The organism is Megasphaera indica, from assembly GCF_046614755.1.
Classification (GTDB): Bacteria; Bacillota; Negativicutes; order Veillonellales; family Megasphaeraceae; genus Megasphaera; species Megasphaera intestinihominis.
This window is the reverse complement of the sequence record NZ_JBKKJR010000003.1, coordinates 1-15,211: the sequence shown is the minus strand read 5'-3', so window position 1 is coordinate 15,211 and position 15,211 is coordinate 1. Positions and strand designations below refer to the sequence as shown.

At 55.9% G+C, this 15,211-nt stretch carries 15 protein-coding genes and 1 other annotated feature; all 15 genes read left to right on the top strand.

Annotated elements, in window-relative coordinates; all coding sequences use genetic code 11:
• Positions 1–3 precede the first annotated feature (3 nt).
• The gene (locus ACFCTO_RS02620) at positions 4–981 is read left to right on the top strand and encodes a C-terminal binding protein (RefSeq protein WP_292300687.1); all 978 of its coding nucleotides are present in this window, start codon (positions 4–6) and stop codon (positions 979–981) included.
• A gap of 18 nt (positions 982–999) precedes the next feature.
• Entirely contained in the window at positions 1,000–1,806 is an 807-nt protein-coding gene (locus tag ACFCTO_RS02615; protein WP_481324813.1) for a polysaccharide deacetylase family protein, read from the top strand.
• A gap of 23 nt (positions 1,807–1,829) precedes the next feature.
• The gene (locus tag ACFCTO_RS02610; protein ID WP_292262139.1) at positions 1,830–2,774 is read left to right on the top strand and encodes a phosphodiester glycosidase family protein; all 945 of its coding nucleotides are present in this window, start codon (positions 1,830–1,832) and stop codon (positions 2,772–2,774) included.
• Positions 2,775–2,784: 10 nt separating this feature from the next.
• A complete protein-coding gene (locus ACFCTO_RS02605) occupies positions 2,785–3,687 on the top strand; it encodes a hypothetical protein (RefSeq protein ID WP_020309965.1) in 903 nt (300 codons plus the stop codon).
• Between the two features lie 9 nt (positions 3,688–3,696).
• Positions 3,697–4,032, top strand: coding sequence for a hypothetical protein (locus tag ACFCTO_RS02600; protein WP_192813534.1), 336 nt, complete (start codon positions 3,697–3,699; stop codon positions 4,030–4,032).
• Positions 4,029–4,535 (top strand): hypothetical protein, encoded by a 507-nt coding sequence (locus tag ACFCTO_RS02595; protein ID WP_292262142.1) that lies wholly within the window; start codon positions 4,029–4,031, stop codon positions 4,533–4,535. Before ACFCTO_RS02600 ends, ACFCTO_RS02595 begins: the two co-directional genes overlap by 4 nt.
• 152 nt (positions 4,536–4,687) lie before the next feature.
• A complete protein-coding gene (locus tag ACFCTO_RS02590; RefSeq protein ID WP_292262144.1) occupies positions 4,688–5,485 on the top strand; it encodes an amino acid ABC transporter substrate-binding protein in 798 nt (265 codons plus the stop codon).
• A 12-nt stretch (positions 5,486–5,497) separates the two neighbouring features.
• Complete coding sequence (locus tag ACFCTO_RS02585) at positions 5,498–6,301, top strand: amino acid ABC transporter substrate-binding protein (RefSeq protein ID WP_499876350.1); 804 nt, start codon at positions 5,498–5,500, stop codon at positions 6,299–6,301.
• A gap of 420 nt (positions 6,302–6,721) precedes the next feature.
• On the top strand, positions 6,722–7,372 hold the full coding sequence (locus ACFCTO_RS02580; protein ID WP_289123120.1) for an amino acid ABC transporter permease: 651 nt from the start codon (positions 6,722–6,724) through the stop codon (positions 7,370–7,372).
• Between the two features lie 11 nt (positions 7,373–7,383).
• Positions 7,384–8,151, top strand: a complete 768-nt coding sequence (locus ACFCTO_RS02575) for an amino acid ABC transporter ATP-binding protein (protein WP_020309972.1) — start codon at positions 7,384–7,386, stop codon at positions 8,149–8,151.
• Between the two features lie 355 nt (positions 8,152–8,506).
• A complete protein-coding gene (locus tag ACFCTO_RS02570) occupies positions 8,507–9,949 on the top strand; it encodes a phosphoglucose isomerase-related protein (RefSeq protein WP_302485006.1) in 1,443 nt (480 codons plus the stop codon).
• A 152-nt stretch (positions 9,950–10,101) separates the two neighbouring features.
• The gene (galE, locus tag ACFCTO_RS02565) at positions 10,102–11,097 is read left to right on the top strand and encodes a UDP-glucose 4-epimerase GalE (protein WP_499876349.1); all 996 of its coding nucleotides are present in this window, start codon (positions 10,102–10,104) and stop codon (positions 11,095–11,097) included.
• A gap of 136 nt (positions 11,098–11,233) precedes the next feature.
• Positions 11,234–11,671, top strand: a complete 438-nt coding sequence (locus ACFCTO_RS02560; RefSeq protein ID WP_302485008.1) for a hypothetical protein — start codon at positions 11,234–11,236, stop codon at positions 11,669–11,671.
• Between the two features lie 18 nt (positions 11,672–11,689).
• Complete coding sequence (locus ACFCTO_RS02555; RefSeq protein ID WP_499876348.1) at positions 11,690–12,793, top strand: type II secretion system protein GspD; 1,104 nt, start codon at positions 11,690–11,692, stop codon at positions 12,791–12,793.
• Between the two features lie 95 nt (positions 12,794–12,888).
• Positions 12,889–13,098 (top strand) — a binding site (T-box leader).
• Positions 13,099–13,214: 116 nt separating this feature from the next.
• Positions 13,215–14,657, top strand: coding sequence for a sodium:solute symporter family protein (locus ACFCTO_RS02550; RefSeq protein ID WP_499876347.1), 1,443 nt, complete (start codon positions 13,215–13,217; stop codon positions 14,655–14,657).
• Positions 14,658–15,211: the final 554 nt, after the last annotated feature.

Sequence of the window (15,211 nt, the reverse complement as noted above, 5' to 3'; positions counted from 1 at the left end):
ATAATGTATCACATAAGTGTTTTGACAGGACGTCAGGATGAAGATGATTTTGGAGAGAGACTGCGCGATGTAGCGCGCGTTGAATATTGTCCTCCCGGAGATGAAGAAGAATTGGCCGACAGGCTCGAAGATGCAGATGTCATCATCTGTAAGTCCGAACCGATTACGGCATCCCTTCTGGAAGAATTGGACGATCTGAAATTGATTGTCGTCTTATCGACGCGGTCGGATAATGTCGACTTGGCGGCTGCCCGGGAAAAGGGCGTCATGGTCATCAACAATACGTCGTACTGTGTCGACGATATTGCCGACCATACGTGTGCCATGATCCTGGCTCTCATCCGCCAGCTGCCGGAGTACCAGAGCGATATCCGCACCAACAGCCGTTGGGAATACGGGTCCGTTCCCTGGCCTATCCACCGTGTCAGCAGCAATCTCATCGGCCTCGTCGGGTTTGGCCATGTCGGTCGTGCCGTCGCCGCCCGTCTCCAGGCTTTTGGATGCAAGATCCAGGCTTATGATCCGTTTGTCAGCGAAAAGGTCATGATGGAACGCAGCGTCCGTCCCGTCGACTTCGACAAACTTCTCCAGACCAGCGACGTCGTATCACTTCACATGCCGCTCAACGAAACGACACGCTACATATTCCAGGATGAACAGTTCGAGGAAATGAAGGAAGGCTCCATGTTCGTCAACTGCTGCCGCGGCGGCCTGGCGGACGAAGCGGCTCTTTATCATGCTGTCGACGACGGCCATGTCCGCAGTGCCGCCCTCGACGTATTGTCCATGGAACATCCGAGCCCGATGCTGCTCAAGATGATCGCCCGTCCGGAATTCCTGCTCACGCCCAGTGTCTGCTTCCATTCCGTCGAAGCCGACAAGGCCGTCCGCGATGATGCCGAACGGTACATCCGCCTGTTCCTGGCCGGCCATTACGATGAGCTGCCCGTTGTGACCTTGCGGGACAACGAAGAATCTTAACGAGAGGGGCTGTACAATTTGCGTATATGGAAACTGGCCTGCCTGGCCATCCTGTGCTGCTTCCTGCTGGTCGGCTGCACGCCGACGCAGAGCGGCGATACGGCCAAGGCCGACAAGGCACCGCAGGCGCAGGTGGAAATGGCCGTGCCCAAGCAGGGTATCCCGGTCCTGATGTATCACATGATCGGCGATGTCCCCGATAACGATGCGGTCCTCTTGGAATCGCACTTCCGGGAACAGATGAAATTCCTGAAGGATAATGACTTCCATCCCATTACCCTGGACCAGCTCTATGACTATATGGTGCATAACAAGCCCGTACCGGTCCGGCCGGTCGTCCTCACTTTTGACGACGGCTATCCCGATACGTACAGCATCGTCATGCCTGTTTTGAAGGAATACGGCTTTGCCGGGACGGTCTTCGTGCCGACGTATGACACGGACCAGGGAACGCGCCTGAACTGGCAGCAGGTCAAGGAAATGCAGGCTGCCGGCCTGACCATTGCCTCCCACAGTTATCACCATGAACGGGCGACGGAAATGACAAGGCGCACCTTTGCGGATGAAATCAAGAAGAGCCAGGCTGAACTCAAGGAACAGCTGGGCATTACCAACGAATATTTCTGCTATCCCTATGGCGGCTATACGAAAAGCGCCGGCGACGCGTTGAAGGCAGCCGGTATCAAACTGGCCTTTACCATGGATCCGGGCTGGGCAAAATACGGGGACAACCCCTATGCGGTCAAGCGCATCTGGATCGGCAATGCCGTCGATATAGAAAACTTCAAGCAGCGCGTCACGACACCGCAGTATGAAGAACGCTAACTTTATTATTTTCGAGGTTACTTATGAGGAAACACGTAAAAGAAATCGGTAAGTTTTTTGTCTTTGTCGCCATTTTCTTTGCCTTGACATCGCCGTTTGTCGTCCTCTTCGGACCCTTCGACAACCTGAAGCGCACCGTCGTCGGGGCTATCCTGAAGAGCCGTCATCCCCAGTACATCACCTGGCTTTTTTCGCAGGAAGAAATCGACGAAATCCTGGGCGGCATCAGCTCGACGCCGAAGCAGGAACTGTTCAAGTTCAAAGCCCGGACGGACTCGACACTTACCCTGAAGAATATTGATTCCAGCCGTTTCAAGGGATTCCTCCTGGAAATCCCGGACCCGCACCGCGTACAGGTCGCGACGGCTGAAAATATGGATGAAAAAGGCGACACGACCAGCGGCATTGCCGAACGCGTCGGTGCCGTAGCGGCCATCAATGCCGGCGGCTTCTATGATGCCAACGGGACCGGTACGGGCCGACAGCCTTACGGTTTCATCCTCCACGATGGCAAATATCTCCTCGGCCAGGATGCGTCCGATGAGGAAGAAAATGAATTCGTCGGCTTCACCAAGGACGGCAACCTCATCGTCGGCAACTACTCCAAGGCCGAACTGAAAGAAAAGGACGTCGTCGAAGGCATTTCCTTCGGGCCGGCCCTCATCGTCAACGGTGAAAAGATGATCACCCACGGCGACGGCGGCTGGGGCGTCGGTCCCCGCACGGCCATCGGCCAGCGCAAAGACGGCACGGTCCTCTTCCTGGTCATCGACGGCCGCCAGCCTGGCTATTCCGTCGGGGCGACACTGCGCGACATCCAGAACATCATGTATGAAGAAGGCGCCGTCATCGCGGCCAACCTGGATGGCGGGTCGAGCTCGACGCTGTATTATAATGGCAAAGTCATCAACAAACCGGCGGACCTCTTAGGTGAACGCATGATTCCGACGGCGTTCGTCGTCAAGTAGGAGGCAGGCTATGAAATTACGAAAGTTCATTGCAGTCTTTCTGGCCGGCATCGCTGTCCAGGCTGCTATTTATCTCTATCTGGATCAGGTCTTGTTCGCGCCGACGTCGGATTTCCAGATCGGCGGCACAAACCAGCAGGAAGCCATGGGCGAAGGGACAGAACCGAACGGCCGCAGCTTCTATTCCTATGACAAGCGCTTCATGGCGACCATCGTCGACGACAGGGTCACCATTTACGAAGCCGGCAAGAAGAACGATCCCCAGCGCATCAATCTCCACGGCCGCAAGGTCTCCTTCTTTGAATGGCTGCCCGACCGCAACCTGGCTATCTTCGCCACCTATGGCCGCGACAGGAAGACCGGCAAGTACGGCGTCTACATCGCCCAGTACAACCCGATTTATCCGGACCGCGAACTCGATACGCCTATCGAAGATGCCCCGGTCGACAGTAAGATTACCGATGTCGCCTATTCGACGGCGACTAATGTCGTTTACATGAAGCTCCAGGTCGGCGACAATAAATACCGCATCTACCGGACAGACGCCAACTACGACACGCGCCGCATCCACGTCCAGGCAGAAAACATCGGCCGCATCGCCGTATTCTACGATTCGGATACGTTCTTCTACGACAACCTGCGGACCGGCGTCGTCTACATGTTCGACGGGGCGACCAGCAGCTGGCGTGAAATCTCGCCGAGCGGCAATTTCCGTCTCATCGGTATCGACGGACAGGAAATCTACATCGCCGAAATGAACCACGACGACAAGGTCGTAGCCGCCTACCGCGGCCGCCTGCGGGTCGGCTTCAAGAAGATAGCGACGTACAAGACGCCGGAAGACTTCAATAAGATTACCCTTAACAGTATGCACGAAGCATCGGAAAAATCCGATAAAATGGAAAAGAAGTAGGTGATTGTCATGGCAAAACATAAGATTCCCAAGAATCGCTCTATCGAAGACATGTTCCAGGGCGTCGAAGAAGAATCGACCTTTGAAACGACGGGCTGGGAAGACGACGAAGTGAGCGTCCGCCGGCCGCAGGCCAAAAAGACGGCTAAGAAGCAGACCGCCTCGGACTTCCGCCGCCAGTTCTTCACGGACGACCTCCAGGAAAAAGTCGGCTCTATCCTCCTCGATATCAAGATGGCTTACTTCAAGGACGGCGTCGGCGACATCTCCCTGGAAGTCGTCAAGGACGGCCGCAACGTCGTCATCAAGACGGCACCGAAGACGAGCAAAAAACTGAGAAAATGAAACAGGCAGACCTGGAAAAGCATTTCCGCTGCGGTCCCGTCGAGGCGGCCTATGAGAACTCGAAATGGTTTTCCGGCTTCATGAAGGTCCTCTTCCTCTTGGTGGCCATCTACTTCTTCTGGCTCATGACGGGGGAAGCGCACCTGGTCGAACACCTCGACAACTGGGCCGTCCTGGCCTTTTGCCTGTGGCGCATCCATCGCCAGGACGACGTCATGTGCTACGTCACCCGGAAGGGCCTCATCGTCCGCCGCCAGTTCCGGTCGCTCCATGAATTCTACGACGACCAGTTCCATGAGGAGCGGAGCCTCATCTTCCTCCCGTATAAGGACATCTTCGTCATCAGCGACAACTGGCAGGAAATCCAGCTGGGCGAAGCCGAAGAAGGCGGCCTGGCCGTCCTGCCCGTGCACCTGCAGTTCCTGTCTAAGCGCAACAAACAGCGCATCATCGACCGCATCAAGCAGGCCCATGAAACGGACGATGACGAAAGCGCCCATTGACAGGACCTGTCCTATGTGCGATATGCATGAATCGGCATGGAGACATGCCGATTTTTTATACCCAAAAGCCTTTATCTTTTTAACGAAATAAAGTAAAATAGGGCATGTACACAACGGTACGCCTAGATGATCTCAAGGGGAGAGCGATAATCATGGAATGGAAAAAATACGCAGCTGCCGGTATGGCGGCAATTCTGACAGCAACTTTCGTTGCCGGCTGCGGCGGGGACAAACAGGCCGACAAGGGGACGGCCGCCAAGAGGGACAAGATCGTCATCGGCCTCGATGACAACTTCCCGCCTTTTGGGTTCCATGATGAAAGCGGCGAGCTCGTCGGCTTTGACATCGACATGGCCAAGGAAGCCTCCAAGCGCCTGGGTATGGAAGTCGAATTCAAGCCCATCGACTGGGACAGCAAGGAAACGGAACTGAAGAGCAAAAAAATCGATGCCATCTGGAACGGCCTGTCCATCACGCCGGAACGGGAACAGAACATCCTTTTCTCCCGGCCCTATGAAAACGGCCCGCAGATCCTGTTGGTCAAGAACGACTCGCCCATCCAGGGCAAGGCCGACCTGGCCGGCAAAATCGTCGGCACCCAGCAGGGCAGCACCGGCCTGGAAGCCATCGAAGCCGAACCGGAACTGCGCGATTCCTTTAAGGAACTGAAACAGTATTCGGACAACGTCACGTCCTTCATGGACCTGGAAGTCGGCCGCATCGATGCCGTCGTCGTCGCCCAGACGACAGCGGCGTACTTCATCAAGAAGAACAACGCGCCGTTCCGCATCATCGACGTCGGCTATCCCGACATCCCCAGCGGTGTCGGCATGCGCAAGGACGATACGGAACTGAAGGCCCAGCTCGACAAGGTCCTGGAAGACATGCACAACGACGGCACGTCGAAGAAGATTTCTGAAAAATGGTTTGGCATCGACGTCACGATGTAAGGAGGAATTCACATGAATTGGAAAAAAGCACTGGCTGCGGGCACACTGGCCGTAGCAGCCGTTACCATGGTTGCCGGCTGCGGCGGCAATGCAAATAAACAGGCAGAACAGAAACTGCCCGATAAGATCGTCATCGGCCTGGATGATAACTTCCCGCCCATGGGCTTCCGCGATGACAGCGGTCAGTTCGTCGGCTTCGACATCGACTTGGCACAGGAAGCGTCCAAGCGCCTGGGCATCCCTGTCGAATTCAAGCCCATCGACTGGGACAGCAAGGAAGCAGCCCTCAAGAGCAAACAGGTCGACATGCTCTGGAACGGCCTGACCATCACCGATGAACGGTCCCAGCAGATCGCCTTCTCCAAGCCCTATATGAACAATGCCCAGCTCCTCGTCGTCCGCGCCGATTCGCCCATCAATGACCGGGCCGGCCTGGCAGGGAAAGTCATCGGCACCCAGGAAGGGAGCAGCTCCATCGACGCCCTGGAAAAGAACGCCGAATTCAAGGATTCCCTGGCAGAAGTCAAGAAATACGGTGACTTCGTCAACGCCTTCATGGACCTGGAAATCGGCCGTACTGACGGCATACTCGTCGACAGCGTCGTCGGCCGCTACTACATGGCCAAGAAACCGGGCAAGTTCAAAGTCATCGACGACAAGATGGGCGACGAAAAATTCGGCGTCGGCATGCGCAAGGAAGATACGCTCTTGCAGGATAAACTCAACGACGTCTTGAAACAAATGAGTGAAGATGGTACAATGACTAAGTTGTCCCAGAAGTGGTTTAACGAAGATATTACCATTAAAGTACAGTAAGCGAAGCGGGATGTAACGACGATTCGTAGGGGCCGCCCAAAAGGGCGGCCCGCCTTGCGTATATACGTATCCTATGCTGTATATGTGTCAATCCGCCCATCGTAGGGGCTCGCACGTAGCGAGCCCGTCACAGGATTTGGGGGATGTCCCACTTCTGTATATGTGTCAATCCGCCACCGTAGGGGCTCGCACGTGGCGAGCCCGTCACAGGATTTGGGGGATGTCCCACTTCTGTATATGTGTCAATCCGCCACCGTAGGGGCTCGCACATGGCGAGCCCGTCACAGGATTTGGGGGATGTCCCACTTCTGTATATGTGTCAATCCGCCCACCGTAGGGGCTCGCACGTGGCGAGCCCGTCACAGGACTTGGGGGATGTCCCACTTCTGTATATGTGTCAATTCCAAAAAAGGAGCCAACATGGATTATTTATTTCACATTGTGCCTGCCGTTGCCGTAGGCCTGCAGATTACCCTGAAAATTTTCATCATCACCATTGTCCTGAGCCTGCCCTTGGGCATCCTCATGGCTATCGGCCGTATTTCCAAGATCGCTATCCTGCGTAAGGCCATGTACGCCTATATCTACGTCATGCGCGGCACGCCGCTCATGCTGCAGATCCTCTTCATCTACTACGGCCTGCCCTTCATCATCGACGGCCTGAAACTGCCGGCCTTCCCGGCGGCTATCATCGCCTTCGTCCTCAACTATGCCGCCTACTTTGCCGAAATCTTCCGCGGCGGCATCCAGTCCATCGACCGCGGCCAGTATGAAGGGGCGAAAGTCCTGGGCATGACCTACGTCCAGACCATGCGCCGCATCATCCTGCCCCAGGTCATCAAGCGCGTCCTGCCGCCGGTCTCGAACGAAACGATCAACCTCCTCAAGGATACGTCCCTGGTCTACATCCTGGCCATGAACGACATCCTGCGCATTACGCGCTCCATCGTACAGCGCGACTTCGACACGACGGCCTTCCTGGTCGCTGCCGTCTTCTACCTGTTCTTTACCTTTATCCTGACCAAGGTCTTTGGTTATCTGGAAAAACGCTATGCCGTTTACGATGAATAAGGAGGATTATCATGAGTTTTATTGAAATGGACCATATCCGCAAGAGCTTCGGCAGTCTCGAAGTCTTGAAAGACGTCACCCTCCACGTTGAAACGGGGGAAGTCATTTCCATCATCGGCCCGTCGGGCAGCGGCAAGAGTACCTTCCTGCGCTGTCTCTGTCAGCTGGAAACGATTAACAGCGGCTCCATCGTCGTTGACGGCCAGACCATGGTCAGCACGCCCGAAGGGAGCAGCCGTGCCGTCTACGCCCCGGCAGCCGACGTCCGGACCATCTGCCGCCGCATGGGCATGTGCTTCCAGCACTTCAACCTCTTCCCGCACATGACCGTCCTGGACAACATCCTGGAAGCGCCGCGCATCGTCAAGAAGATGAAGACCGAAGAAATCATGCCCAAAGCCGAAGAACTCCTGAAAAAAGTCGGCCTCTGGGATAAACGCGATGCCTATCCGTCGCGCCTCTCCGGCGGCCAGCAGCAGCGTGTGGCCATCGCCCGCGCCCTGGCCATGGACCCGGACATCATGCTCTTCGACGAACCGACGAGCGCCCTGGACCCGGAACTGACCGGCGAAGTCCTGCGGACCATCAAACAGCTCGCCGATGAACACATGACCATGATCATCGTCACCCACGAAATGGCCTTCGCCAAAGAAGTCGCCGACCGGGTCATCTTCATGGCCGACGGCATCATCCAGGAACAAGGCAAACCGGAAGACGTCTTCGAACACCCGCAGAACGAACGGACCCAGAACTTCCTCAAATCCATGCTCCATTTTTGATGGTAAAATCATAATTCGCAGTTCGCAATTCGCAGGCCGCAAGAGGCTCCCCTAATAGGGGAGCTGGCCGCCAAAGGCGGTCTGAGAGGTTGCCCATGGACCGCTTGTGGGAATCCCGTGGATCGTATTGTAGGGGCGCCTACGTGGGGCGCCCGCCATCCCGTTATCAACCATTTACGTGAGCGGGCTCGCCACGTGCGAGCCCCTACAGCAAAAGGACTTGTCGTCATGCGACAAGTCCTTTTTCCACATCGGGCCGTTCGCCGTCCAGGAGGTAGCCCGTGCGCCCCGTTTTGTGCTATAATGATTTCATACGCGAATATGACATTATTCTATCGAAAGGTAGGGAACTTACATGACTCAATTAAAATTACGTTCTGGTTTTACTTTTGACGTAACCAACCTTTATGGTCCCAAGGCCGTCACTGAAGAAGAAGTCAAGGCTTTTGAACCCGTTTACACCAAGGCTCACGAAGCCGTTATGAATATGCGCAAGACCGGCATCATGCCGGGCCATCTCTCGAAAGACGGAGAACCGGAAGAAGTCCTCTTCCCGCAGCTGCCGTACATCGAAGACGGCAACATCAACAGCCCGGAACGCATCTTTGCCCTGGAAGAACTGGCACGGACGACGCGCAACCGCGTAGACACCGTCGTATTCCTCGGCATCGGCGGTTCCTATCTCGGCGGCAAGGTCCTCTTCGACGTCCAGTGCGGCGAATTCTGGAACCTCAAGAGCACGGAAGAACGCAAGGGCTTCCCGAAAGCCTTCTTTGCCGGCAATAACGTCGACTCCCATAAGATGACGGGCCTCATCAATTTCCTCAAGGCCGACAGCCACACCAAACCGAACTACACGGTCATGGCCCTCGTCATTTCCAAATCGGGCTCGACCATTGAACCCATGTCCAACTACATGGTCCTCAAACAAGCCATGAACGATGCCGGCATCGCCCTGGAAACGGTAGCCGTTACGGACCCCCACGACGGCGGCGAAAAAGAAACCTTGCTCCACGGCTTGGCCAAGAAATCGGGCTGGCCCATCTTCTACGTTCCCGATGGCGTCGGCGGCCGTTTCAGCGTCTTCTCCGAAGTCGGCCTTATCGTCGGTGCCCTCACGGGCTTTGACATCCGCCAGTTCCTCGACGGCGCCCGCGACATGGACCACGCCTGCCAGAACCCGGATATCTGGCAGAACCCGGCCCTGCTCAACAGTGTCCTCAAATTCCTGGCCGGCAAGAACCATGGCCGCGACCTGGAAGTCCTCATGCCCTATGCGGATAACCTGAAATCCCTGTCCGAATGGTACATCCAGCTCCTGGCTGAATCCCTGGGCAAACGCCTGGACAAACAGGGCAACGTCGTCAACTACGGCCGCACGCCTATCGTCGCCGTCGGCACGACGGACATGCATGCCCAGACCCAGGAACACCAGGAAGGCCCGCAGGACAAAGTTGTCCAGTTCGTTTCCGTCGAAAACTGGCCCGACGACGTCACGGTCCCCCATCTCTATGACGAATACCCGAAACTTGCTGCCTTCAGCGGCCTGCCTTTGAGCCAGATCCTGGAAGCGGCCCGCAGCTCCAACGCCGAAGCCCTCGCCGGTGACGGCCGTCCCAGCGCCAACTACATCCTGCCCGCCCTGACCCCGTATCACCTGGGCGAATTGATGTTCATGCTCTGCCTGTCCATCGCTTACGAAGGCGAATACGCCAACGTCGACGCCTTTAACCAGCCCGGCGTCGAAGTCTACAAGAAATTCCTCGGCGGCCGTCTGAAAAAATTACAGGAAAAATAATTTATAATCCGCAAAAACATTATCGTAGGGGCTCCCACGTGGGGAGCCGCCCAGTATACCGTAGGGGCTCCCGCGTGGGGAGCCCGCCCAGTATACCGTAGGGGCTCCCGCGTGGGGAGCCCGCCCAATAAATAACGAAAGGCAGACTCTCAATGAATATTCTCGTTACCGGCGGCGCCGGCTATATCGGCAGCCATACGGTCAAAGCCTTATTGGCTCAGGGCCACAACGTCGTCGTCATTGATAATCTTTCGCGCGGCCATCGGGCAGCCGTCCCGGAAGAAATCCCTTTTTACGTCGTCGACATCCATGACATCGACCGGGTACGGCACATCATGGAAGACATGAACATCGACGCCGTCATGCACTTCGCCGCCCATAGCCAGGTCGGCGAATCCATGGAAAACCCGACGATTTATTACGACAACAACGTCGTTGGCTCGTACTGCCTCCTGGAAGCTGTACGCCGGGCCGGCGTCAAATACTTCGTCTTCTCGTCGACGGCCGCCGTCTACGGCGAACCGGAACAGACGCCGATTACCGAAGACATGCCCTACCATCCGACCAACGTCTACGGCCAGACCAAGCTCATGATCGAAACCATGCTGGCCCAGTTCAGCCGGGCCTATGGCCTGCGCTACGTGGCCCTGCGCTACTTCAATGCCGCCGGGGCCGATGGAAGCGGCACCATTGGTGAAGACCACACACCGGAAACACACCTCATCCCCCTGATTCTGCAGACGGCCCTGAGCCAGCGGGACAGCATCAAGATTTTCGGCACCGACTATCCGACGCCCGACGGCACCTGCATCCGTGACTACATCCACGTCACAGACCTCGCATATGCCCACGTAAGGGTCCTCAAGTACCTCGCCGAAGGGGGAGAATCGCAGTACTTCAACTTGGGCTCTCAGAACGGCTTCAGCGTCCGTGAAATGATCGAAGTCGCCAAGAAAGTCACGGGCAAAGACTTCAAAGTCGAAGAAGCACCGCGCCGTGCCGGCGACCCGGCCATCCTCATCGCCGGATCCGAAAAGATCCGCCGCGTCACAGGCTGGCAGCCGACACACAGTAAGGTAGAACAAATCATTGCCGATGCCTGGAACTGGCATCAGCATCATCCGCAGGGCTATGGAGATAAGAAATAAGGTCTTGTCCGCTCTGCCAAAGGTAAGGAACGGTATCGTTCAACATCGCAAGACATGGCTTCCCTATATAGGGATACTTGTCTGCCTTGGCGCCATCTGGACGTGGTGGGACGAGCCGTCGCAAGGACAAGAACACATGAAACGGGATGCCGCTCAGCATGAAGCTGGGTCGCATCCCGTTTTTTCTGCTTCTGACGAAGCGGAACGGGGAAACGGTAAAGGAAACCTCGTCTATGATGTCCGACCGGCCTTGCGCTATAAGCCCTTACCGGATTTGTTTGCCGGCAGTCTGCCGAAGAAGACTGCTGCGCCCGAAGCGGCACCGCTGACCGTTCCGGCGGCTGCGCCTGAAGAAGTCAAGGAACAACCGGAAAAAGAGAAAAAAGAAGGGACGCTGCCCGTCGTCTGTGGTGCCGTCCATGAAGGAGATATTCACCTGGTCATTTTGAAGTGGCAGGGACAGACGGCGACTTGTGCTGCCGGGGAATGGTGGAACGGTTGGTACATCGCCTATGTCAACCGTCAGGCCGCAGGCCTGCAGCGGGACGGACGAGTTTTTGAAATCCCTTTGTAAGGAAAGGCAGGGAACATCATGAAGGAGTGGAAGAAATGGCTGACTGCCGGTATCTGTTGTCTTTACCCCTGGACGGCCGGGGCTGTCGATGTCCAGGTCCGGGATGTGCCGACGCGGACGGTACTGGAAGGGCTGGCCCGGTCAGGGAATATCAATCTTGTCGTCGATGACAGCGTGCAGGGCTCGTTGACGATGAACCTCCACGACGTCACCTTGGAAGAAGCCTTGCAGGCCATTGCTGACAGCCAGGGCTTGTATTACGAACAATCCGGCCCTATCCGTACGATGAGCGGGGCGAAATCGGGAAAAGGGGTCAAGACTTTTCATACATGGTCGCTGCGCCATGCCGACCCGGCCGTTTTGAAGGAGGCCGTCCAGGCAGCGGTACCGGAAGCCGATGTGCGCTGCCATGGCGATACGAATACCCTCGTTGTCGGCGGAACGCACCAAGTCCAGGCGGCTGTCCAGTCCCTGGTGAAGCGTCTCGATGTGCCGGCACGGCAAGTCGATGTTTCCGTAGAGGTTACCTCCGTCGATGACAGCTTGCTGAAGCAGACCGGTGTCGAGTGGAACTGGTCGACTGTAGAAGGCGGGGCGGACCACGGCGTCTTTTCCCTGGCCGGGACGATCCACGCCCTCGAAGAAAAGGGACGGGCCCATATTTTGGCTTCGCCGCACATGGTCGCCACTAATGGCCGGGAAGCGCACATCCTCATTGGCGATAAAGTCCCCGTCCAGACAGAACATCTGTCCGGTAAGGAAACGACGGTGAGTACGACGTACGAAGAGGCGGGCATTAAATTGACTTACACACCGCAAATCCATCCCGATGATTCGGTGACAGCCCAGCTGGTGGCAGAAGTGAGCACGCCTGTGTTTGTGCCGGAAATGAAGGCCTACCGCATTGCGACGCGCCAGGCCCGGACGGTCGTGCGTCTGCGCGATGGCGAGCCTTTGGTCATCGGTGGTCTGATTCGCCGGGAAGAGGTCGAGCATTTCCGCAAGGTGCCGATTCTGGCGTCATTGCCAGTGTTGGGGAAATTATTTCGCTATCACTATAAGTCGCATAAAAACACAGAGATTGTGTTGATTCTCAGGTCGCACGTTTTACCTAATTCGTAGTACGTTTTACGTGATTTTCTTTCGATTTTTTCGTCAGATTTTGCTTGACTTTATTTTATTTTCCTGTATAATCATGGTCAACAACAGATTTCCTGATAACAGTTGTGATGGAAAAAAGTAGTGTCTTTGAGCTTTTCAGAGAGTCTCCGGCCGGTGTGAGGGGACAGGGGAGAGGGCATGAAGTTCATTCCTGAACTGTACGGCTGAACGTGAGTAGGCTGTACCGGGGCGGCTGCCGTTATACGGCCATGAGTTGATCGATTCGAGATAATTAGGGTGGTACCGCGGAATCTTCCGTCCCTGGCGTACCACTCTTTTTTTATCCATATATCGATAAATTGGGTGGTACCGCGACTGAGTCGTCCCTTTTGTGAGGGGCGGCTTTTTTTTCGGGAAATTATTTTAGAGAGGAGTTTTTACTATGGGAACCACAGGGATTCAAGTCTTCATCATTTTAGTGTACATCGGCGTTCTCTTCGGTATCAGCTGGTACGTCAAGCATAAGGCTGCCGCATCGGCAGAAGCGTATGTGTTGGCTGGCCGCAAATTGACGACGCCCCTCATCATGGTGTCCATCGTCGGCCTGGCTGTCGGCGGGGCTTCGACCATCGGCGTTGCCGAACAGGCGTATAAAGTCGGGCTGTCGGCCGGCTGGTATACGGCTGCCTGGGGCATCGGTGCCATCGTCATGGGCCTGACGGTCGCCAAGAAGTATCGCCAGCTCAATATTACGACCGTACCGGAACTGCTGGAACGGTATTATGACCGCCGCAGCATGATCGCCGGTATCGGCTGTCAGGTTTTGGTACAGCTGGTCATCATGAGCTTGCAGTACGTCGCAGGCGGCGCTATCCTGGCTGCCTTGATGCCGAATATCTTCACGCCGGTCACGGGGATGCTCACCAGTGCCGTCGTCTTCATCGGCATTACCCTTATCGGTGGTATGTGGTCGGCCAGCCAATCTAACGTCCTCAATGTTACCTTGCAGTACATCGGCATTACCGTTGCCGCTTTCCTCATCCTGGGCATGGCCGGCGGCATCGACGTCGTCGCTATCCAGGCTCCGTCCATTACGTCCATGGACCTCATCAGCGGTGTCGGTCCCATGACCATCATCACTTGGATTGTCGTCCTCATTACGGTCAATATATCGCTCCAGGCTATCATCCAGATTTCTCTCGGCGCCAAGGATGTCCAGACGGCCCGCAAAGGCTTCATCATCGGTGGTCTGGTCATGCTGCCTGTCGGCTTCATCGCCGCTCTCCTCGGTGTTATCGCTGCCGAAATGTATCCGGCTATTTCGCCGACGACGGCACTGCCGAAGCTCATCATGGCCCTCAATCCCTGGATTGCCGGCGTGACTTTAGCTTCGCTGTGGGCTGCTGATGTCAGCACGGCTTGCAATCTCCTGCTGTCGGCTGCGACGCTGTATTCCCATGATATTCATAAACAGTTCATCGACCCCAATATGTCCGATAAGAAATACATGACCGTAACCCGTATTTCCGTTCTGCTCCTGGGCCTGTTGACCTTGGGCTTCGCCCTGACCATCAGCGGCATCATTTCGACCCTCATGGCCGGCTTGTCGCTCATGACGGCTTTCGCAGTCATCGTCCTCATGACCATGTATGCGCCGAAATACTGCTCTCGTCAGGCTGCGTTCTACACCATCCTGGCTTCCATCATCGTCCTCGTCGCCTGGATGTTCGTACCGGCTGTCCGCGTACTGCCGCACGTCATCTATGCCGAATGGATTGTCTGCGCCGTCACCTTCTGCGGCATCAGCTTCGTATCCAAGAAAGCCATCGCAACGGACGGACTCGTGGAAGAAAGGAAAACCGTCGGCGCACCGGCACAGCATTAAGAGTATCGGCCGGCCGTCTGCTTATTGCGCAAATCTGACCGGCTCTGCACGCTGGGACTGCGTTGTCGTCAGTCGACGTAGCTATGGCTACGCCTCCTTCCTCCGCCTTGCCCCAGCGCGCATATCCAGCCATCTTAGCGAAAACGCAACCGGTCGGCCGATACGGCGATTAAACTAAAAACTACAAACTTAAAAAGAGGCTGTCTTAATGCAACAGCCTCTTTTTTTGCTCCCCTGAGGGGTTGTTTTTAAATCACCGCGTGGAAATTCAACCTCTCCGGCCCGTTGGGCCACCTCCCCTATGAGGGGAGACTTGCGACCTGCGGTCTGGGGGGCTTTCCCAAGGCTCGCCTCATAGGAGAGCTGTCGGCGAAGCTGACTGAGAGGTTGCTTTTGAAACGCGGCCTGCGGTAATTCAACCTCTCCGGCCCGTTGGGCCACCTTGGTGCTAGCATATAAATAGGACAAGTCAAACTGAGGTTTTCCATAAAGTGATACAATAAAAGTATATATAGGGGGCCTTAGTATGACGAAGTTCAACAAACAATTCAAAG